Source organism: Streptomyces racemochromogenes (genome assembly GCF_039535215.1).
GTDB lineage: Bacteria > Actinomycetota > Actinomycetes > Streptomycetales > Streptomycetaceae > Streptomyces > Streptomyces racemochromogenes.
Window position 1 is genome coordinate 5374927 of record NZ_BAAAWT010000001.1, and the last position, 21284, is coordinate 5396210.

The following is a 21284-nucleotide window of genomic DNA, read 5'->3' on the forward strand; positions in this document are numbered from 1 at the left end:
TCATGCTGACATAGTCCGTTCCCAAAAGGAACTCACTACGGACCGATACGGGGGACACGGGTGTGCTGCGGGGCTTGCAGGGGTTCAAGGACGTACCGAGGGTCGTGTGGCTGCTGGCCGCGGGGGTCTTCGTCAACGCCGTCGTCAGCTTCACCTTCGTCTTCGTCTTCCTCTACCTGACCGGCCCCCGCGGCCTCGGCGCCGCCCAGGCGGGCCTGGCCACCGGCATCGGCGGCATCGGACTCGTCGCCGGCAACTTCACGGGCGGCTGGTACGGCGACCGCTTCGGCCACCGCCGGGTGCTGCTCGCCGCCTCCGCCCTCGGCGGGCTCGCCCTGATGGCCTTCCCCGCGCTGCCCACCCCGCTGCTGTACGCCGCCCTGACGGTGGCCCAGTACGCCTCGGGCGTCATCCGCGCGGCGAACTCCGCCCTGGTCGCCGTCACCGTCCCCGAGGGGGCCCGCCGCCAGGCCTTCGCCGTCGTCCGCGCCGTCTCCAACGGCGGCTTCACCCTCGGCCCGCCGCTGGGCGCCCTGCTCGCCTCCGGGCTCTCGTACGACTGGCTCTTCCTCGCAGACGGCCTCGGCACCCTCTTCTTCGCCGCCTGGACCGCCCGCGTCGTCCCGGCGCGCGGCGCCGCCCGCACACCCGCCGCGGCCCCGGACGGGGGTCAGGGCCGCGGCGGCGTGTGGGCGGAGCTGCGGGCGCGCCCCGCGGTGCCGGTGCTGCTCGGCGCGGTCCTGGTCGTGGACGTGGTCTACCGCCAGCAGTACTCCCTCTTCCCCGTCTACCTCGCCGACCACGGCCTCGACGTACGGGCCTTCGGGCTGATCATCGCCCTCAACGGAGCCGTCATCCTGCTGCTGGAACTGCCCGCCGCCGTCGCCCTGCGCGACCGGCCGCCGCTGGCGGTCATCGGAAGCGGACTCGTCCTCGTCGGCGCCGGGTACGCGGCCCTGCTCCTCGGCGCCGGCGCGGCGACCGCCGTCGCCATGATGGTGCTGCTCAGCCTCGGCGAGATCCTCTACAAGACCACCGCCACCGCCTACGTCGCCGACCAGGCGCCCGAGCACGCCGTCGGCCGCTTCCAGAGCCTGTACGCCGGGGTCTCGGTCAGCGGGACCGTCCTCGCCCCGCCCGCCGGCGGGGCCGTGTACGCGGCCGCCCCCGGCCTCCTGTGGCCGCTGTGCGCCGCCCTGGCGGCGGGCGCCGGCGCGGTCGTCCTGGCCCGGCACCGCACCGAGGCGCGCGCCGCCCGGCGGCGCGCGCAGCGACACGCCGCGCGCCCGGCACATGAGACCGGTTCGCGACCGCGGCCCGTCGCCGGTTAGGTTTCGGGCATGACTGCTACGCGTACCACCGGCGCCGTCGCCGCCGGACTTGCCACCATCACCGCCGACGGCACCGTCCTCGACACCTGGTTCCCCGCCCCCGAGCTGGCCGACGCGCCCGGCCCGGCCGGCACCGAGCGCCTCACCGCCGAGCAGGCCGTGGAGCTCCTCGGCGCCGCCGCGGCCAAGGCCATCCGCTCGGACGCGGTCCGCGGGGTCGAGGTCGTAGCCGTCCGCACCGTCATCGCCTCCCTGGAGGACAAGCCGCTGGACGCGCACGACGCGTACCTGCGCCTGCACCTGCTGAGCCACCGCCTGGTCAAGCCGCACGGCCAGAACCTGGACGGCGTCTTCGGCCTGCTCACCAACGTCGCCTGGACCTCGCTCGGCCCCGTCGCCGTCGACCAGGTCGAGACCGTCCGGCTGAACGCGCGCGCCGAGGGCCTGCACCTCCAGGTCACCTCGATCGACAAGTTCCCGCGCATGACCGACTACGTCGCCCCCAAGGGCGTGCGCATCGCCGACGCCGACCGCGTCCGCCTCGGCGCGCACCTCGCCGAGGGCACCACCGTCATGCACGAGGGCTTCGTCAACTTCAACGCCGGCACCCTGGGCACCTCCATGGTCGAGGGCCGCATCTCCGCGGGCGTCGTCGTCGGCGACGGCTCCGACATCGGCGGCGGCGCGTCCACCATGGGCACCCTCTCGGGCGGCGGCAAGCAGATCATCTCGATCGGCGAGCGCACCCTGGTCGGCGCCGAGGCGGGCATCGGCATCGCGCTCGGCGACGAGTGCGTCGTCGAGGCCGGCCTCTACGTCACCGCCGGCACCCGGGTGACCCTCCCGGACGGCCAGATCGTCAAGGCCCTGGAGCTCTCCGGCGCCGACAACATCCTCTTCCGCCGCAACTCGGTCACCGGCGCCGTCGAGGCCCGCCCGTACAAGGCGAACTGGGGCGGCCTCAACGAGGTCCTGCACAGCCACAACTGACGCCGCGGGCAGCGCCCGTCTGCCGCCACGTCACCACCGAGTGCCCTCCCGCCGTGCGCGGGAGGGCACTCGCCGTTTCCGGCGGGGCGGACGCTCAGTCCACCAGGCGCAGGAACCAGCGGCGCGAGGGGTGGGTGTCGCAGTCGAACTGGACGAGCGGGTGGTTGTTGGCGGTGGTCGACCCGCCCGCGACGGTCGCGCACTTGCCGGTCTGGACGTTCACCAGCTGGTACGTGCCCTCCGGGACGTCAGCCACCGCGACCGCGGCCGTCGCGGCCGCCGCGTCGTCCGCGGCGCACGTCCGGCGCCCGGGCCCCGGTGGTCGGGGCGGCGGCTGCCTCTCCCACTGTCGGGGGGCGTGACCGGCCCCGCAACCGATGCCGGCGCCGACGCCCGGACGCGCCGGAACGCCCCTCGCGCCACGGGGGCGAGGGGCGTTCCGGGATGTTCCGGGGGGCACCCGGTCGGTGCGGGGCGCCCGGTCAGTTCAGGGCGATCGTGCGGATCAGGCCCGCGAAGGCCCGCTCCTCCGCCTCGGTCAGCTCCACCGACTCCATGGGGTGCGTGGCCGCGGTGCGCTGGGACGGGATCACCGGCAGGCCCTCGCAGGCGCCTGGCTCCGGGTGGTGGAAGCGGCTGTCCCACAGCATGTGGCCGAGACCGACGACCCACACGAGGACGGCCACGGCGAGGACGGCGAGGCCGATTTCCTGGGCGAGCGACATGGACGGGAACACGCGGTCCTCCCGGGATGCGGGGGTACAAGGAGGGCAAGTTCGGGCGTGGGGACACTCAACACCACAACCGGAAGATTTTGTCCCCTGTGTGTCCAGCGTCACGCCAGGGCCGAAAGTCCCGTACCCACGGTTCGAGGACCGGCCTGAACCCCTCGTGGGGCCCGGACGGGGACGGCGTCCGGGCCCCAGCGGTCCCTGTTACGGGCGGAAGCGCAGCACCTGCGGGTCGTGGTCGCTGTTCTGCGCGGAGAACTCGGCGTTGATGTGCACGCTGTCGTACGCGAAGTTCTTGATCGACGGGCTGGTCAGGATCTGGTCCAGCACCTGGGCGTTGCCCTGGTAGACGTAGGAGTAACGTTCCGCCTTCGGCAGCGACTTGATCGCCGAGTACAGCGCGCCGCCGTCCTCCAGCGCCTTGGCCGTGCCGGAGAACTCGAAGTCGTTGATGTCGCCGACCGCGAGCACGGCCGCGTTCTTGTCGACCGCCAGCAGCTGCTTCACGAACCCGTTGACGGCCTGCGCCTGCAGGAGCCGCTTCTCCTCCGACTTGCGCGCCGGAGGCTGGTGGTGCGAGGTCAGGCCCTCGTCGCCGCCCTTCGAGGCGAAGTGGTTGGCGATCACGAAGACCGTGCGGCCGCGGAAGAGGAACTCGCCGGCCAGCGGCTTGCGGCTGTCGCCCCACGCCGGGTTCGCCGGGTCGATCCGACCGGGGGAGTGGGTCAGTGCGGCCTTGCCGCGCTCGGTCGTCACACCGGTCGCCGTCACCGCGTCGCCCGCGGCGCGGTCGGTGAAGGAGACGCGCTCCGGGTTGAACAGGAACACCTGGCGGATGTTGCCGCCGGGCTCACCGCCGTCCTTGTTGTTCTCGGGGGTGACGGAGCGCCACTGGTAGGCCGGGCCGCCCGCCGCCTTGATCGCGTCGGTGAACCTGGTCAGCGTCTGCTCGGCCGAGACGGTGCCGTCGTTCTTGGCGCCGTTGTCGTCCTGGATCTCCTCCAGGGCCACGATGTCGGGCGAGGCCAGGTTGGTCACGACCGCCTTCGCGAGGTTGTCGAACTTCTCCTGCGGGTCGGTCGGGTCGAGGTTCTCCACGTTGTACGTGGCCACCGCGAGCTCGCCGGGCGACTGGGCCTTCGTCTTCTCCGGGGCCAGGGTGCCCGCCTTGACCGTGCCGAGGGCGCGCGCCACCAGCGTGTAGCCGCCGAACTGGTTGAAGTCCAGGGGGCCCTCGGTGGTGCCGGTCAGCTTGTCGCCGACGTTGGCCACCGGGAAGGGCTGCTGCGCGAGCGGGGCGAGCTGCTGGATCTGGAGGCGGCCGGTGTTCTGGGACTCGTACGAGCCGTAGACGGTGCCGCCGCGCTTGGCGGCGTTCTCCCAGCCCTTCACCGTCACCCACAGCTCGCCGTACGCGTCGGTGGCGCCGACCACGCGCGAGGTGCCGATCCTGACGTTCATGCCCTCCAGGGACTCGTAGAAGTCCAGGGCGTAGCGGGAGGGCTCCAGGGTCAGGCCGTTGACGCTGCCGCCGGCCGCCGGGTCGCCCGCGGGGGCGTACTCCGCGGGGACGGAGTACTCGTTGACCGCGGTGGCCTCGGGCAGGGCGTTGCCCGAGGAGAGCACCGTCACGGTCGGCTTGGCGATCTGGGTGACGGACTGGTTGCCGGAGTTCGCGCCGCCCGGGACGTACTCGCCGACCGTGCCGGAGACCTTCACGGCGTCGCCGACGGCGACGGTCGGGGCGGAGCCGGTGAAGACGAAGACGCCCTCGCTGGTGGCCGGGTTGTCGTCGGCGTCCGGGTCCTGGATCCAGAAGCCGCGCGAGCCGTAGGTGCGCACGCCCGTGACGACGCCGTGGACGTCGGCGACCGGCTTGCCGTTCAGGGGGGAGATCCGGGTGGTGCCCTGGATGTCGTGGATGCGTATCGGATCGGCGGACACGGCGCCTTCGGCCGCGTCGGCGGTGCCCGCGAGCAGGCCGGTGGCCAGCGCGGTGGCGACGAGGGCCGCGACGGCGGCGGAACGGGGATGCGAGGAGCGCATGGGCGGGAACTCCGGTGTGTGGAGGAGAAGGTGCGGGCTCTTGACGGCCCGTGTACATCTACGCGCGTCAATTTCCTGGGTGACCAGGGACGTTGTCAAGGCCTCCAGGGGATACGGAGGCCGACTGTGGGATGAACCAAAGGTGATGGCCGCCGGGCGCACCCCGATTGCGTCTACGCTGGGTCGCCGCAACGGGCCTGACGGCCCGTCCGCATGTGTTCTCGGCCACACGGCCGGACGGCATCCCGCCGCCCGGACACCGCCGGCCGGACACCCCACCGCTCAACCGCCCCACCGCCCCGTGCGTCCCGTCCGAGGAGAACCACCCCATGTCCGCAGAGCCGCACCCCACGCTGCCGCCGGTACGGCTGCACTCCGATGCGGAGCTGGCCCGCGACGCCCTCGTCGCCCCGCTGTTCGCCCGCGCCGTACGCCTCGCCCGCTGGGCCGGCCCCGACACCCGCGTGGACGTCGGGGGCGAACTCGCCCCCGACCAGCTCCCCGAGGCCGTCGGCGTCCTCGGCCTCGACACCGCCGACGAGGACTCGCCCGTGTACGCGAGCCAGGCCTGGCGGGTCGCCGTGGACACCGGCCTCGTCGACGTCACCGAGCCGGAGGAGGACAGCGGCGACGGCGCCGAGGCGGGCGAGCCCGAGTACGGCACCGCCACCCCCGGCGAGGACCTCGCGCTGCTGGCCGGCGGCGCCCCCGGTGACGTGCTCGACCTGTGGCTCGCCGCCCTGGACACCGTCCTCGCGGACGCGGCCGTACCCGACCTGGACGACCTCGTCGACGCCCTCGACGCGGGCGGCGAGATCGACTTCGACCGCCTCGACTGGAACCCCCAGCGGGAAGCGGACTTCCTCGACGGGGTCCTCGCCAACCTCTACCTGCTCACCGTCACCGAAGGCGGCGCCGGCGAGGGCCCGGTGCCGCTGCCGGTGCTCGCCGCCTCGATGATCGTGCCCGACGAGATGGGCGACCCCACCGACGCCGTCCTGGAACAGGTCTCGGACGCGATGATGCGCCTCGACGACCAGTTCCGTCAGCTGGAGCCCATCGGGCTGGTCGAGTACCGCCCCGTCGACGAGGCGCTGCTCGCCGAGGCGGACGAACCCGCCTCCGGGGAGGCGGGCCAGGGCGCCGGGGCGGGCCCGGAGGACGACGAGGACGTGTCCCGGTACGGGATGGTACGGCTGACCCCGCTCGGCCTGTACGGCGTCCGCGCCCGGATGCTCGAAGCCGGGGTCGAGGCCCCGGCCGTCGGGGAGCTCGCCGACAAGGGCGCCGACGCGCTGCTCGACGCCGTCTCCTACTACCCGGGCGGCGCCGCCCAGGCCGAGATCGAGCAGTGGCTGGCCGGACGCGACCTGCCGGACGCCGTCGCCGAACTGCTGGCCGCCGCGCGCGGTGACGACGAGGGCGCCCCGCTGCGCCGGCTGCGCTGCCAGCAGGCCCTCGCCCCGGCCGGGCCGGAGGCCGAGCCGGCGGTCCGGGCCGTCCTGGACGACCCGGAGCTCGGCGGACTCGCCCGGGTGTGGCTCGCCGAGCACGGGGTGGCCGACGTACCGGCGCCGGACGAGATGATGGTGTTCTGGCTGACGGTGGACACCATCGCGGCGCAGCTCGCGGCCGACGGGGAGACCGAGGAGCTGCCGCTGCTGATGCGGAGCCTGACGGAGCACCACACCGGCTTCTTCGAGCAGGCGTGGCGGGTGGAGCACCCCGCCACCGCGTACGTGCTGGAGGCCATGGGCCGGCTGCACCCGGACAAGAAGGCCTCGAAGGAGGCGCGGAAGGCCGCGTTCAAGGCCCGCTCCCGGCAGCCCTGACCAGCGCGGCGGCGGCCCGCCCGGGCGCCCGTCGGAGGCCCCCCGGCGTTCGGACGCGTGCCTGGGCGGGGGAGCGGCGTCCGGACGGGCGCTCCGGCGGGCGAGCGGGATCCGGGCGGATGCTCCGGCGCGGCGGTGGGGGTGCGGGGCCGGGACCGCAGGCGGTTCCGGCGGGGGGTGCACAACAGGCCGATTCCGGGGCGGCGTTCGCATCAATCCCGCCATTCCGCCGACGGGCAAGGGCTCGGCCCGCATTCGCGGGTAGTTCAGCCGCCGTTCACGTACGGGCGGGAGCGTGTGCGCCTGCGACCGTACGCCAGGCGCACCACCTCCCCACCCCTGGAGACCCGATGCCCCTCAGCCGCAGAGACTTCACCGCCCGCACCGTCATCGCCGGCGCGGGCGTCGCACTGACCGGGACGGTCGGCGCCCTCGCCACCGCCCCCGGGGCACTCGCCGCCGACGACCCCCGGCCCGACGCGCGCGACGCCCAGGGCCGCCCGCACGCCCCCGGCTACGGGCCGCTCTTTCCCGACCCCGCCGGACTCCTCGCCCTGCCCGCCGGGTTCACCTACCGCGTGATCACCCGCAGCGGGGTCACCACCCTCGAATCCGGCGAGAGCACCCCGTCCAACCACGACGGGACCGCCGCCTTCGAGGGACACCACGGAGTCACCCTCCTCGTCAACAACCACGAGCTGAAGGGCCCGCGCAGCGGCTGGGCGCACCCCGTACCGCTCGCCGAGGGCCTCGTCTACGACCCGGCCGCCTCCGGCGGCTGCACCGTCGTGGAGGTCCGGCGCGGCGGCGAGGTCGCCGAATGGGTGGGCGTCGCCGGTACGTCGACCAACTGCGCGGGCGGAGCCACCCCCTGGGGAACCTGGCTGACCTGCGAGGAGACCGAGGACCTGGCCGGCAAGAACGGCATGACCAAGGACCACGGCTACGTCTTCGAGGTCGACCCGCACGACCGCCGGGCCAACCGCGACCCGCGGCCGGTCAAGGCGTTCGGACGCTACGCCCACGAGGCCGTCGTCATCGACCCGCGCCAGGGCCACGCCTACCTCACCGAGGACGCCTCCGGCCCCAACGGGCTCCTCTACCGCTGGACCCCGCCGCACGGCTTCCGGCACGGGCGCGGCCGGCTGCGCACCCTCGCCCCCGACGCGGGGGTGCTCGCCGCCGCCAAGTGCTTCGACAGCCAGGGCCGTTTCGTGGACGACCTCTCGCGCGCCACGAAGACCGGCACCGTGTACGGGGTCGACTGGGCGGAGGTCGCCGACCGCGACGCCCGCAGCCTCTCGGTGCGCAAGCAGTTCGCGGCGGGGGCGGTGACCCGCGCCCGCAAGCTGGAGGGCATGTGGTGGGCCGACGGGGGCGCCTACTTCGTCTCCTCCTACGCGCGCGAGGAGAGCCCGGGCGCCGCGCACGACGGCCAGGTGTGGTTCTACGACCCCAAGCGGCGCACCATCCGGCTCGTCGTCCTGATCGGCGTCAACCGCGACCCGGGCGCCGACGGCGGGTACGACGGCCCCGACAACATCACGGTGTCGCCCTACGGCGGCCTGGTCATCGCCGAGGACGGCGAGGGCCTGCAACACCTGCTCGGCGCCACGGAGTCGGGCCGCGTCTACCCGCTGGCGCGCAACGAACTCAACATCGGGACGGCCGACAAGCCGGAGTACTCGGAATTCACCGGGGTCTGCTTCTCCCCGGACGGGCGCACCCTGTACGCCAACATCCAGGACCCGGGCATCATGCTCGCCATCACCGGCCCCTGGCGGCGCTCCCCGCGCTGACGCGGGCGCCGGACCGGCGGTCCCGGGGCACCCCTGTGCCCCGGGAGGCCGGCTACTGGACGGCGGCCAGCTCCTCGGCGCGGGAGGCCACTGCCCACTCCCCGAGCAGGAACTCGTACGCCTCCGAGGGCCACTCCCCGTCCCAGGTCTCGACGAGGTGCCGTATCGCCTCGTTCGCCTCAGCGGCGGACGGGCGCGCGGGACCCGCGGGCTGGAGTGTGTTCTGCATGGATCCAAGGCTACGGGCGGGCACTGACAGCCACCTCCGGATTACGCGTGGCATCCATCACCCGGACGGGCGCCGCTCGGCTCCAGGGTGTCGGCATATGCCCGCCCACCTGCTCAGAGTGCCTGCGAGGCGGGCTTGACCATGCCGCGCACTGTGCGGGACTTCACAAACTCGCCCATGGCCGTCATCTCCCACTCGCCGGAGAACTGCTTGATGAGCTTGGCCATCATCACGCCCGTCTGCGGCTCGGCACTGGTGAGGTCGAAGCGGACCAGCTCCTCCCCGCTCGCGGCGTCGATCAGACGGCAGTAGGCCTTGGCGACCTCGGTGAACTTCTGGCCGGAGAAGGAGTTCACCGTGAAGACCAGGCCGGTGGCCTCGGCGGGCAGCCGGCCCAGGTCCACGACGATCACCTCGTCGTCCCCGGCGCCGTCACCCGTGAGGTTGTCGCCCGAGTGCTTGATCGCTCCGCCGAGGATCGACAGCTTGCCGAAGTAGCAGCTGTCGATGAAGTTGCGCTGCGGGCCGTAGGCGATGACGGACGCGTCGAGGTCGATGTCGCGGCCGCCGTAGGCCGGCTCCCAGCCCAGCCCCATCTTGACCTGGGAGAGCAGCGGGCGGCCGCCCTTGACCAGGGACACGGTCTGGTTCTTCTGGAGGCTGACCCGGCCCTTGTCGAGGTTGATCTTCCCGCCGCCCACGGGAGCGGCGGCGGGGGCCGGCGGGGCGACAGGGGCCGGCGGGGCGACCGGAGCGGCCGGGGTGACCGGAGCGGCGGCGGCCGCCGGCGGGGCCGGCTCCTCGTCCACGGAGACGCCGAAGTCGGTGGCGATGCCCGCGAGGCCGTTGGCGTACCCCTGGCCGACCGCGCGCACCTTCCAGACGCCGCCGCGCTGGTAGATCTCCACGACCACGAGGGCCGTCTCCGGGCCGAGCCGCGGCGGGGTGAAGGTGGCGATTACCGCGCCGCCGGCCGCGTCCCGCACGGTGGCGGTGGGCTCGACGCCCTGGAAGGTCTGCCCGGCGGCGTCGGGGCTGGCGGTGACCACGATCCGCTCGATGCCGGGCGGCAGCCCGCCGGTGTCCACGGTGATGGAGTCCGGCGCCGAACCGCCACCGGACCGGTAGCTGACACCGGGCCCGGAGGGCTGGTTGTAGAAGATGAAGTCGGCATCGGAGCGCACCTTGCCGTCCGCCGCGAGCAGGAGCCCCGACACGTCGAGACGCACCGGGGCAGCCACGTCCACCGTCACGCGGGCGGTGTCGAGCGGCAGGTTGGAACCAGGGGTCATAGCGGTCATGCCCGGAGAACGAGCGGAGCGGCTTTGCCGTTCCCTTACCCTCGGCGGGATTTTCAGCGCCGGTTGCGGGGGTGCTCGCGGGCGGCGCGCTCGTTGCCGAACTTGTAGGAGCCGGTCCAGCGGGCCATCACCAGCTGCGCGTCACCGGACTCGACCTCGGCCAGGAACTTGTCGGCCCGGGGCCCCCGCAGGGTGCCCGCGGCGCGGCCCCGGTGCGTGATGCGGACGGTGCGGTCGCTGTGCACCTCGTACGTGAACCCCTGTGGCTTCGGCATGGAGCGCAGCCTGCCCCGCCGGCGGGCGGGGCGGCAACGGAATTACGCGGTGCCGGTCACGCGGCGCGGCAGGCCCAGCGGGTTGGCCTCGCGCAGCTCCGGCGGGAGCAGGGCATCGGGCACCGACTGGTAGGCCACCGGGCGCAGCCACCGCTCGATCGCGGTGCCGCCGACGGAGGTGGAGTGCGAGGTGGCCGCCGGGTACGGGCCGCCGTGGTGCTGGGCCGGGGCCACCGCGACGCCGGTCGGCCAGCCGTTCACCACGATCCGCCCGGCCAGCCCCGTGACCTGCGCGATCAGCGCGGCGGCCGGTCCGGGCGCGCCCTCGGTCTCGGCCCGCGAGAGCTGCAGGGTGGCGCTCAGGTTCCCGCCGAGCCGGTCCAGGACCGCAGCGGCCTCGCCCTGGCCGGCGTACCGGACGACGACGGTGACGGGCCCGAAGCACTCCTCCAGGAGCACCTCGTGGGCGCCGCCCTCCAGCAGGGTGGCCGCCCGCACGCTCAGGAAGCCGGCGCCGACGGCGTGCTCGCCGCCCGGACCGGGGGCGACGGGCGCGGTGACCCCGGGGAGGGCGGCCCGTTCCCGGACGCCGGCCAGGAAGTTCTCCCGCATCCGGTGGTCGAGCAGGACCCCGGGGCCGCTCTCGCCGAGGGACGTGGCGAGCGCTCCGGTCAGCCGGTCGCCGTCGGGGCCCTCGGGGACCAGGACCAGGCCGGGCTTGACGCAGAACTGGCCCACGCCGAGGGTGACCGAGCCCGCGAGCCCGGAGCCGATCTCCTCGGCGCGCTCGGCGGCGGCCGCCGGGGTGACGACGACGGGGTTGAGGGAGCCGAGCTCGCCGTGGAAGGGGATCGGCACCGGCCGCGCGGCGGCCGCGTCGAACAGCGCCCGGCCGCCGCGGACGGAACCGGTGAACCCGGCGGCGGACACCAGGGGGTGGCGGACCAGCTCCACCCCGGCGTCGAAGCCGTGCAGGACGGTGACCAGTTCCGCGGGCAGCCCGCACGCCACCGCGGCCCGGCGCAGCAGGGAGGCGCACAGCTCGGAGGTGGCCGGGTGGTCGGGGTGGGCCTTGACCACCACCGGGCAGCCCGCGGCCAGCGCGCTCGCTGTGTCGCCGCCGGGCACGGAGAAGGCCAGCGGGAAGTTGGAGGCGGCGTAGACGGCGACCACGCCCAGCGGCACCTTGTAGCGGCGCAGTTCGGGTCGCGGCGGGCTGAGGGAGGGGTCGGCCCGGTCGATCCGGACGTCGAGGTGGGAGCCCTCCTCGACGGCGTCGGCGAAGGCGCGCAGCTGGCCGGTGGTGCGGGCCAGCTCGCCGGTGAGGCGGCCGGAGCCCAGCGCGGTCTCGGCGTCGGCGGCCTCCACCACGGCCTGCCCGGCCCCGTCGAGGAACTCGGCGGCGGTGCGCAGGAAACGGGCCCGCAGGGCCGCGTCGGCGAGGGCCCCGCGGGCCTGGTGGGCCGCGCGCACGGCCCGGTCCACGTCCTGGGGTGTGGCTTCCGCCGCAACCTCTTCGAGCTGCTTCCCGGTGCGGGGGTCCACACTCCAGACTGGTGTCCCTGCCATGGCCCGCTACCTCCTGGACCGTTCAGTATTCTGAACGCCGTTCCGGTGGATGAATGATCACTGCTGCTGCGGACTCTATTTCCGCGTCCACCGGGTGACAAGAGGCGATCAGAGCCGACCAGAGGGGAAGAGGCGTATGACGACAGCGGAGACGGCCGGCCCGGCCGAGCCGGGGGTCCCCGGGCCGGCGGCGCCGGTGAAGTCGGCGGTGCGCACCGTCCTGCTGCTGGAGCACTTCGCGGCACGGCCGGGCCTGCACAGCCTCGCCGACATCCAGAACGACCTCTCCCTGCCCAAGTCCAGCCTCTACATGCTGCTGCGCACGCTGGTGAACCTGGGCTGGGTGGAGACCGACGCCACCGGCACGCGGTACGGCATCGGCGTACGGGCCCTGCTGGTCGGGAGCTCGTACATCGACGGCGACGAGGTCGTCGCGGCGGCCCGGCCCACCCTGGACCGGCTCTCCGACGACACCACGGAGACCATCCACCTGGCGCGGCTGGACGGGACGAGCGTGGTCTACCTGGCCACCCGCCAGTCCCAGCACTACCTGCGGCCCTTCACCCGGGTGGGGCGCAGGCTCCCCGTCCACTCCACGGCCCTCGGCAAGGCGCTGCTGGCCTCGCACACCGACGAGGAGGTGCGCGCGCTGCTGCCCAAGCGGCTCGAGGCGGTCACGGAGCACACCATCACCGACCGGGAGCAGCTGGTGGAGGAGCTCGCGCTGGTCCGGGAGCAGGGGTACGCGCTGGACCGGGAGGAGAACACGCTCGGCCTGCGCTGCTTCGGCGTGGCCATCCCGTACCGGACGCCGGCCCGCGACGCGGTGAGCTGCTCGGTGCCGGTGGCACGGCTGACGGAGGACCACGAACGGGCCATCAAGGCGGCCCTGTTCGAGGCGCGCGACCGGCTCTCGGTCGTGACCCGGCGCATGTGAGACCCCGCCGGGCACCGCCTCCCCCGTGCGGGGGAGGCGGTTCACCTTCGCGGGGGAGGCGGCGGGGGGCCGGCGCGGGCGACCGTGGGGACATGACGACGACACGAGCAGTCCACGCGAGCCGCCCGGCCGACACCACCGGCGACACCGGCATCCCCTCGCCCCGTCTCGGGACGGGGCGGCGGGTCCTGCGGGCCGTCGCGCTGGCGGCCACCGTCCCCTACCTGACCCTCAAGGCGGCCTGGCTGGCCGGGAGCCACATCGGGATACCCGAGGGCAGCGTGCTGCTGGAGGGCGGCATCCCGGTCACCGTCGCCAACGCGGTGACCCTGGCCATGGACGCCACCGTCATCGTGCTCGTCCTGGCGCTCACCAGGCCCTGGGGCAGACGGCTGCCGGGATGGCTCCTCGTCGTTCCGGCGTACGTGGCCACCGGCCTGCTCACCCCGATCGCCCTGGGGTTCCCCGCGCAAGCCCTCGTCAAGGCCGTGGGCCTGGGCGTCGGGGAAGCGGCGAAGGCGGGACACGCACCCTTCCTGGAATCCTGGGTGTTCGTCGTCGTCTACACCGGCTTCATCGCCCAGGGGACAGCGCTGGCCGGACTGTTCGTCTCCCATGCGCGGGAGCGCTGGGGCGGACGCCGGCTGGGCGCGCCGGGGCAGCGGCTCCCGTCTCCCACGGGGGTGGTGGCGGGAGCCGCGGCACTGGCGGGCACCGTGCTGGGCGCGGCGTACCTGTACTGGGCCTTCGGCGGGAGCGCCGGGCTGCCCGCCCAGCGGGTGGCGGCGTACTCGGCGGAGACGGGCGTGGTGTCGGGGGCCTACGCGGTGTGCGCGTTCGCGGCGGCGGCCGGGGCGCTGCTGCTGGCCCGGGGCGGTGCGCGCCCGGCGCGGTGGCCGCTGGCCCTCACCTGGACCGGCTCGGCGACGATGCTGGCCTGGGGCGCGTTCATGCTGGCCACCACGTTCGGAGTGGACTTCAGGGCGGGCGAACCGGCCACCACCGTCGACCGCCTGACCTACGCTGGCGAGATGATCACCGGGCTGCTCGCGGGGGCGGTCCTCGTACGCCACCTCCGCTCCCGCCGCGAAGGCTGACACGTACGGACCGGGGGCACGGGGCACGGGGCACGGGGGCGCGAGGGCGCGGGGCACGGGGAAGAACGGGGGAGGGACGGGTATGAGCGGGACAGCGGCGGTGCGCCGCCGGAGCGGGGCCGTACTGGGGGCGCGGGCCCGGCTGCGCTGGGTGCACCTGATACTCGGCGGCGCCCTGCTGATGCCCTACTTCCTGCTCAGCCAGGTATGGGTCGGTGTCGTGGCCGGCCGGGGCAACGTCCTGGCCTCCCCGACCCTGACCCTCGCCTCTTACGCCGCCGCGCTGCCCCCGGCCGCCGTGACCGGGCTGTTCGGGCTGGTGCGGCCGCTGTCGGTGACGGCCGTGCGGGCCCTGTGCGGGGTCCCGGGGGACCTGCTGGCCGACGGGCCCGCCCGCTCGTGGGGCTCCCGGTGGCGGGCCGCCGCCTGGTGGACCCTGCACCTGGGCGTCGGCGCGGTGATCAGCGGGATGACCCTCGCGGCCACCCCCATGGCGCTGGTGCTGATCCTCGTACCGTTCTCCGCCACCCTGCGCCGGGCACCCCTCGGGGCGGGCTGGTTCAGCAGCGCGGCGAACCCGTACGTCACTCCCTTCCTCGGGGTGGGGCTGCTGGTCCTGGTCGTCGTGAGCTCCGCGGTGGCGGCGGCGCTGCTGGCCCGGCTGGCACCCGTGCTCCTCGGACCGACCGCGGCGGACCGGCTGGCCGCCGCCGAGGAACGGGCCGCCGACCTCGCCGTCCGCAACCGGCTGGCGCGGGAGCTGCACGACGCCGTGGGGCACGCCCTGAGCGCCGTCACCCTCCAGGCGGGCGCGGCCCGGCGGGTGCTCGACCGCGACCCGGAGTTCGTGAGGGAGGCGCTCGCCGCGATCGAGGAGACCACCCGGCGCACGGTCGGCGAGCTCGACACGGTCCTCGGCCTGCTGCGCGACGGGGACCCCGCCCGGGCCGACGCCGCGCCGGCCCCGACCCTCGCGGCCGACCTCGACGGGCTGCTGGCCCGCACCCGGGCCGGCGGCACCACCGTCACCGCCAGCCAGGACCCCGGCCCGGCCGGGGACTGGGAGCAGCTCCCGGCCATCGCCTCCCGCGAGGCCTACCGGATCGTCCAGGAGGGCCTGAGCAACGCCCTGCGCCACGGCCTGGGCCCCATCGCCCTGCACCTGCGCGTCCACACCCCCGACGGCCACCGCGAACTGGAGATCACCATGACCAACCCGCCCGCCCAGGCCCCGCCCGCCCCCGACGCCGAGCGGCGGCGCACCACCGGGGGCCGCGGACTGCACGGCGCCGCCGAGCGGGCCGCCCTGCTCGGCGGCCGCGTCGAGGCCGGCCCGCACGAGGGCCGGTGGCGGCTGCGCGCGGTCCTCCCGCTCGGCTCCCCCACCACACCGGCCGGCGCGGCCGGCGGAGCCGGGCGATGAGCCGGCCGCCGTTGCGCGTCGTCGTCGCCGACGACGAGCGGATGGTCCGCACCGCACTGCGGGTCATCCTCGACGCGGAACCCGACATGGAGGTCGTCGGCGAGGCGGCCACGGGCGCCGAGGCCGTCGCCCTGGTCCGCTCGCTGACCCCCGACGTGGTGCTGATGGACGTCCGCATGCCGGAGATCGACGGCCTCGGGGCCACCGCCCAGATCCTGCGTTCCATGCCCACCCCGCCCCGGATCGTGGTCGTCACCACCTTCGAGAACGACTCCTACGTCTACGACGCGCTGCGCGCCGGCGCATCCGGCTTCCTCCTCAAGCGGGCCGACCCCGACGAGCTGATCGGCGCGGTCCGCCTCGTCGCCCGCGGGGACTCGCTGCTGTTCCCGGCGGCGGTCCGTGCCCTGGCCGCCGCCCACGCCGCGGCCGCCCAGCCCCCGGCACCCGCCTGGGCGGCGCGGCTCACCGACCGGGAGGCCGACGTCCTGCGCCTGATGGCCACCGGACTGTCCAACCAGGAGATGAGCGAGCACCTGGGCGTGGGCCCGCAGACGGTCAAGACCCATGTGGCCGCGGTCCTCGCCAAGACCGGCTCCCGCGACCGCACCCAGGCCGTCATCGCCGCCTACGAGGGGGGCTTCATCATGAAGAAAGGCTGAGAACCCGGCCACAATCGGGGCAGAGCGGAACGGTCACGGCCGCTGGTACGTCCTTCTGGGGGATGAACAAGACGATCAGGCGTGCGTCGGTCTTCTGTCTGCTTCTGGTGCTGGCCCTCATGGTGCGGGTCACCTGGGTGCAGGCGTACCAAGGCCAGGCCCTCGCAGACGACAAGAACAACCGGCGCAACCTCATCGGGCAGTACGAGAACCCGCTGGGGAACATCATCGTGGGCGGTGAGTCGATCACCGGCTCCACGAAGACGGGCGGCAAGGACTTCGGGTACAAGCGGACCTACGTGGACGGTCCGCTCTACGCCCCCATCACCGGCCACAGCTCCCAGGCCTTCGGCACGACGATGCTGGAGGGCGTCTACAAGAACGTCCTCAACGGCTCGGACACCCGGCTGAAGACGGTGATGGACATGCTCACCAACAAGCGGGCCGACCCGGGCAACGTCCTCACCACCATCGACAAGGGCGTGCAGAAGGCCGCGTACGACGCGCTGAACGGCAAGCAGGGCGCGGCCGTGGCCATCGACCCGGCGACGGGCCAGATCCTCGCCGTGGTCAACAACCCGTCCTACGACCCGGGCCGCATCACCGGTGCGAACGACCAGGCGGCCTGGGACGAACTGTCCGCCGACAAGGGCAAGGCCATGGAGAACGTGGCCCTCCGCAAACCGCAGGCCCCCGGCTCCACCTTCAAGCTGGTCACCCTCGCCGCGGCGATCGAGAACGGCCTGGTGACGAGCATCGACACGCCGACCGGCGTACAGGGCGCGTACACGATCCCCGGCACCCGCACCAAGCTGCCCAGCGAGGCGGGCGACGAGGCCTGCAACAACGTCTCGGCCCGCACCGCCCTCAAGCTGTCCTGCAACAACGTCTTCGCGGACCTCGCCTCCAAGCTCGGCCAGGACAAGATGCGGGCGATGGCGGAGAAGCTCGGCTTCAACACCCCGATCGACACCCCGGTCCGCACCAACCCGCCGAGCAAGTACCCCACCAAGAAGCTGTCGGTCGACCAGGTCGCGCAGACGGGTATCGGCCAGTTCGACGTACAGGCCACCCCGCTCCAGATGGCCATGGTGACCGCCGCGATCCAGAACGGCGGCAAGCTCGTCGCCCCGCACATGGTCTCCCAGGTGACCGACGCCGACGGCAACGTGCTGGAGGACTTCAAGGACCCGAAGACCGAGCAGGTGATGAACCCGAAGACGGCCTCCATGCTCCAGGACGCCATGCGCACGGTGGCCACCGAGGGCGGCGGCAAGCCCGCCCAGGTCGCGGGCGCCGAGGTCGGCGGCAAGACCGGCACGGCCCAGCGGGGCGTCAACAACAACATCCCGCCGCTGGCCTGGTTCACCTCGTACGCGAAGGCGGGCGGCAAGCAGATCGCCGTCGCCGTGATGATCGAGAACTCGGACACCGACCGTTCCGAGATCGGCGGCGGCAAGCTGGCCGCGCCGATCGCCCAGAAGATGATGGCGGCGTGGCTGAAGAAGTAGCCGCCGCGCGCCGGTGCCGACGCCCCGGGAACCGACACGGTTCCCGGGGCGTTCCCCCTCCCATGATCCGGACCGCGCTCGCCAGCGACCTCGACGCCATCGCCGCCCTGCACACCAGGGCCAGGGCCACCTACTACCGGGGCCGCGTGCCCGAGGCGGCCTACGCGGGCGAGTCCGAGGCGGCGCGCAGCCGCGAGGGCTGGGAGCGGGCGGTGGCCCGCCCGGCGGCGCAGGGCCAGGTGCTGTGCGCCGAGCGGGACGGCCGGGTCACCGGGGTGGCGGCCTTCCTCACCGCCGACGGCGTGACCACCCTCACCCAGCTCCACGTGGACCCCGACCAGTGGCGCCGGGGCACCGGAGCCGCCCTGCACGCGGCCTGCCTCGCCGCCTGGCGGCGGGCCGGGATCGAGCGGGTCCGCCTGGAGGTCTACGAGCACAACCTGCGCGCCCAGGCCTTCTACGCCTCCCACGGCTGGCGCCCCGACCCGGCGGGGACCCCGGCGGGCTCCCACCGCACGCTCTGGCTCGAGGTCGGTCCGGCGTCCGGGGAATGAGACGGGACCCCCGGATGGTTGAACCGGAAACCGTCCAGTCGTACCCGGAGAGAAGAAGGAACATGCGCGTCGAAATCTGGTCCGATATCGCCTGCCCCTGGTGCTATATCGGAAAGGCCCGGTTCGCCAAGGGCCTGGCCGAGTTCGCGCACCGCGACGAGGTGGAGGTCGTCTTCCGCTCCTTCGAACTCGACCCCAACGGCCCCAAGGGCGTCACGGCCCCCGTCCTGGAGATGCTCGCCCGCAAGTACGGACGCACCCTCGACGAGGCCCGCGCGATGGAGGAGCACGTCGCCGCCAGCGCCCGCGCGGAGGGCCTGGACTACCGCACCGACGGCCGCGACCACGGCAACACCTTCGACATCCACCGCCTGCTGCACCTGGCCGCCGCCCGCGGCCGGCAGGAGCAGCTCCTCGACCTCGCCTTCCGGGCCAACTTCGCCGAGCAGCGGTCCGTCTTCGACCCCGAGGTGCTGCTTGCCCTGGCCGTCGAGGCCGGACTGGACGAGGCCGAGGCCCGCGAGGTGCTCGCCGACGACTCCGCCTACGCGGACCGGGTGCGGGCCGACGAGCGCGAGGCGGCCGAACTGGGCGCCAACGCCGTGCCGTTCTTCGTCCTCGACCGCCGCTACGGCATCTCCGGCGGCCAGCCCGCCGAGGTCTTCACCCGGGCCCTGGAGCAGGCCTGGGCCGGGCGCGAGACCGTGGAGACGGCCCCCGACGCCGAGGCCTGCGAGCCCGACGGCGCCTGCGCCGTCCCCCAGGGCTGACCGCCCCTCCCGCCGCCGGGGCGCCCGCGTACCTCCCGTACCGGGCGCCCCGCCGCACGTAAGCGCGGCCGCCGGCCGCTCGGCGCGCCCGCCCGCCGGCCCGGCCGTAGGCTGGACGTACACGCGCACGGCACAGGCCCCGCCCTGCCCGCCGGAGGCACCTCCGGCGGCGGCCGGGGGGAGCCAATTCGCTTCCGCTTCAACCAACTCGGGGACCCGACTCCTTTGCGGAAGGAGACCCCGATGACCGCCACGAAGCGTGCGTCCGCCAAGCCCGGGACCACGGCAGCCAGGAGCACGGCAGCCAGGAGCGCAGGAGCCAGGAGCACGGCAGCCGGGACCACGGCAGCCGGGACCACGGCAGCCAGGCCCGCCGCCACCCCCGCGGACGCCCAGGACAAGATCGTCAGCTCGGCCAAGCGGTTCATCCGCACCCACGGCTCCGGCTACCTCAAGGACCCGAACATCTCCTCGATCGGCATCGGCTACAAGGAGACCAACGGCAAGCGCGGCAAGGAACTCACCCTCCAGTTCACCGTGGACAGCAAGGTGCAGCCCGAGGTGATGCGGTCGCTGGGCACCGCGGAGATACCCCCGGCCATCGACATCGGCGGCGGCATCGTCCTGCCCACCGACGTGATCGAGCGCAGCTACCAGCCCCACTTCCTCGTCGTCCCCGAGGCGCAGACGCCGGAACGGCAGAAGCGCGTGGACCCGGTCCGTCCGGGCGTGAGCGTCGGAAACGTCCACCTGCACGCCGGCACCCTCGGCTGCATCGTCTTCGACAAGAACGACGGCGCCCCCTGCCTGCTGAGCAACTGGCACGTGCTGGGCGGGCACGACGGCCGGATGGGCGACCAGGTCGTACAGCCGGGGACCGACGACGACAGCCGCACCGCCGCCAACCGCCTCGGCGCCCTGCGCCGCGCCCACCTCGGCACGGCCGGCGACTGCGCCGTCTCGACCATCACGGAGCGCGCCGTCGAGACGGACATCCTCAGCCTCGGGGTCACCCCGAGGAAGCTCGGCGAGCCGCAGATCGACGACAAGGTGATCAAGAGCGGCCGGACCACCGGCGTCACCCACGGCGTGGTGACCCGTCCCTTCGCCAAGGTCAGCGTGGACTACGGCCGCCCCGTCGGGGTGAAGGAGATCGAGTGCTTCGAGATAGGCCCCGACCCCAGGCACCCGGCCCCCGGCGACGAGATCAGCAAGCCGGGCGACTCCGGCGCGGCCTGGATGTTCACCTCGCGCACGGGCAAGCCGACCGACGTGCTGGCCGGACTGCACTTCGGCGGCGAGGGCGACTCCGACCCCGAGGACCGGGCCCTGGCCTGCTTCCCGCACGCGGTCTTCGAGCAGCTGAAGGTCACCCTGGAGCGGCCGGCGGCCGGCTCCCTGGAGGCGCTGACGGGCTACGACCCGGGCTTCCTGACCGTGCCGATCGGCACCCCGTCCCTCAACCCCTCGGTCAAGGAGGACGCCGTCCGGCTCGACGGCTCCGAGGTGATCCCGTACACCCACTTCTCGCTGGCGCTGAGCAAGCAGCGGCGGTTCGCCTTCTGGGTGGCCTGGAACATCGACGGCGGCGCGATCAAGAAGCTCAGCCGTGAGGGGATCGAGTTCGTCAAGGACCCCCGGCTGCCGGCCGAAGCCCAGGTCAGCAACGAGCTGTACCGCGGCAGGAACAACCGGCTCGACCGCGGTCACATCGCCCGCCGCGCCGACCTCTGCTGGGGGCCGCTGCCCGAGGCGGAGAAGGCCAACCGGGACTCGTTCTTCTACACCAACATCACCCCGCAGATGGACGACTTCAACCAGAGCATGCGGGGCGGCATCTGGGGCAAGCTGGAGGACGCCGTGTTCGAGGACGTCGACGTCGACGACCTCAGGGTCAGCGTCTTCGGCGGACCCGTCTTCCAGGAGGACGACCGCCTCTTCAAGGGCGTCCGGATACCCCGCGCCTTCTGGAAGGTCCTCGTCTACTCGGACCGGGGAAAGCTCAAGTGCAAGGCCTTCCTGCTCACGCAGAACCTGAACCTGCCCGAGGCCCTCGAGCTGGACGAGTTCCGCGTGTTCCAGGTCAAGGCCACCGAGATCCAGCGGCAGGCGCACCTGCGCTTCCCGGCCGCGATGACCGAGGCGGACACGCTCGTGGTGCCGGAGTCCCTGGAGGACCGCGCCCCGCTGGAGAGCCTGGCCGACATCGACTGGAGCTGACCCGCCC

19 protein-coding genes are annotated in these 21284 nt (G+C 73.7%); 12 read left to right on the plus strand and 7 right to left on the minus strand.

Annotation, left to right across the window (positions count from 1 at the left end; all coding sequences use genetic code 11):
• The first annotated feature begins 65 nt into the window (after positions 1-65).
• Complete coding sequence (locus tag ABD973_RS24730) at positions 66-1331, plus strand: MFS transporter (RefSeq protein ID WP_425586119.1); 1266 nt, start codon at positions 66-68, stop codon at positions 1329-1331.
• 9 nt (positions 1332-1340) lie between these two features.
• A complete protein-coding gene (gene dapD, locus ABD973_RS24735) occupies positions 1341-2321 on the plus strand; it encodes a 2,3,4,5-tetrahydropyridine-2,6-dicarboxylate N-succinyltransferase (protein WP_125820740.1) in 981 nt (326 codons plus the stop codon).
• A gap of 94 nt (positions 2322-2415) precedes the next feature.
• Here dapD and ABD973_RS24740 read toward each other — a convergent pair whose 3' ends face one another.
• From ABD973_RS24740 to ABD973_RS24750, 3 genes are all read right to left on the minus strand, one after another.
• Positions 2416-2577 carry an RICIN domain-containing protein gene (locus ABD973_RS24740; RefSeq protein ID WP_345502157.1) on the minus strand — a complete coding sequence of 54 codons (162 nt, stop codon included), beginning with the start codon at positions 2575-2577 and terminating at the stop codon, positions 2416-2418.
• A 226-nt stretch (positions 2578-2803) separates the two neighbouring features.
• Positions 2804-3058 (minus strand): hypothetical protein, encoded by a 255-nt coding sequence (locus ABD973_RS24745; protein WP_241253189.1) that lies wholly within the window; start codon positions 3056-3058, stop codon positions 2804-2806.
• 198 nt (positions 3059-3256) lie between these two features.
• Positions 3257-5098 carry an endonuclease/exonuclease/phosphatase family protein gene (locus ABD973_RS24750; protein ID WP_345502159.1) on the minus strand — a complete coding sequence of 614 codons (1842 nt, stop codon included), beginning with the start codon at positions 5096-5098 and terminating at the stop codon, positions 3257-3259.
• 329 nt (positions 5099-5427) lie between these two features.
• On the opposite strand from ABD973_RS24750, the gene ABD973_RS24755 reads away from it, so the two are divergent.
• The gene (locus tag ABD973_RS24755) at positions 5428-6930 is read left to right on the plus strand and encodes a hypothetical protein (RefSeq protein ID WP_125820737.1); all 1503 of its coding nucleotides are present in this window, start codon (positions 5428-5430) and stop codon (positions 6928-6930) included.
• A gap of 350 nt (positions 6931-7280) precedes the next feature.
• Entirely contained in the window at positions 7281-8729 is a 1449-nt protein-coding gene (locus ABD973_RS24760; RefSeq protein WP_125820736.1) for an alkaline phosphatase PhoX, read from the plus strand.
• 52 nt (positions 8730-8781) lie between these two features.
• Here ABD973_RS24760 and ABD973_RS24765 read toward each other — a convergent pair whose 3' ends face one another.
• From ABD973_RS24765 to ABD973_RS24780, 4 genes are all read right to left on the minus strand, one after another.
• Positions 8782-8958 carry a hypothetical protein gene (locus ABD973_RS24765; RefSeq protein ID WP_164720863.1) on the minus strand — a complete coding sequence of 59 codons (177 nt, stop codon included), beginning with the start codon at positions 8956-8958 and terminating at the stop codon, positions 8782-8784.
• A 113-nt stretch (positions 8959-9071) separates the two neighbouring features.
• Entirely contained in the window at positions 9072-10259 is a 1188-nt protein-coding gene (locus ABD973_RS24770) for a TerD family protein (protein WP_206436503.1), read from the minus strand.
• Between the two features lie 53 nt (positions 10260-10312).
• Positions 10313-10534, minus strand: coding sequence for a hypothetical protein (locus ABD973_RS24775; protein ID WP_125604072.1), 222 nt, complete (start codon positions 10532-10534; stop codon positions 10313-10315).
• Between the two features lie 42 nt (positions 10535-10576).
• The gene (locus ABD973_RS24780; protein ID WP_125820734.1) at positions 10577-12103 is read right to left on the minus strand and encodes an aldehyde dehydrogenase (NADP(+)); all 1527 of its coding nucleotides are present in this window, start codon (positions 12101-12103) and stop codon (positions 10577-10579) included.
• Between the two features lie 136 nt (positions 12104-12239).
• Between ABD973_RS24780 and ABD973_RS24785 the strand changes: the two genes are divergently transcribed.
• The 8 genes from ABD973_RS24785 to ABD973_RS24820 all read left to right on the plus strand — a co-directional run bounded on the left by ABD973_RS24785 (position 12240) and on the right by ABD973_RS24820 (position 21277).
• On the plus strand, positions 12240-13040 hold the full coding sequence (locus ABD973_RS24785) for an IclR family transcriptional regulator (RefSeq protein WP_125604074.1): 801 nt from the start codon (positions 12240-12242) through the stop codon (positions 13038-13040).
• 92 nt (positions 13041-13132) lie between these two features.
• Positions 13133-14137 carry a hypothetical protein gene (locus ABD973_RS24790; protein ID WP_241253188.1) on the plus strand — a complete coding sequence of 335 codons (1005 nt, stop codon included), beginning with the start codon at positions 13133-13135 and terminating at the stop codon, positions 14135-14137.
• An 82-nt stretch (positions 14138-14219) separates the two neighbouring features.
• Complete coding sequence (locus ABD973_RS24795) at positions 14220-15560, plus strand: sensor histidine kinase (RefSeq protein ID WP_345502164.1); 1341 nt, start codon at positions 14220-14222, stop codon at positions 15558-15560.
• On the plus strand, positions 15557-16222 hold the full coding sequence (locus tag ABD973_RS24800) for a response regulator transcription factor (protein WP_125820732.1): 666 nt from the start codon (positions 15557-15559) through the stop codon (positions 16220-16222). The genes ABD973_RS24795 and ABD973_RS24800 overlap by 4 nt, the downstream gene beginning before the upstream one ends.
• Positions 16223-16284: 62 nt before the next feature.
• The gene (locus ABD973_RS24805) at positions 16285-17733 is read left to right on the plus strand and encodes a peptidoglycan D,D-transpeptidase FtsI family protein (protein ID WP_125601594.1); all 1449 of its coding nucleotides are present in this window, start codon (positions 16285-16287) and stop codon (positions 17731-17733) included.
• A gap of 62 nt (positions 17734-17795) precedes the next feature.
• Complete coding sequence (locus ABD973_RS24810; RefSeq protein WP_345502169.1) at positions 17796-18287, plus strand: GNAT family N-acetyltransferase; 492 nt, start codon at positions 17796-17798, stop codon at positions 18285-18287.
• Positions 18288-18349: 62 nt separating this feature from the next.
• The gene (locus ABD973_RS24815; protein WP_345502171.1) at positions 18350-19057 is read left to right on the plus strand and encodes a DsbA family oxidoreductase; all 708 of its coding nucleotides are present in this window, start codon (positions 18350-18352) and stop codon (positions 19055-19057) included.
• 243 nt (positions 19058-19300) lie between these two features.
• Positions 19301-21277: a DNA/RNA non-specific endonuclease gene (locus ABD973_RS24820; protein ID WP_345502173.1), complete on the plus strand. Its 1977-nt coding sequence runs from the start codon at positions 19301-19303 to the stop codon at positions 21275-21277.
• The last annotated feature ends 7 nt before the right edge of the window (positions 21278-21284 follow it).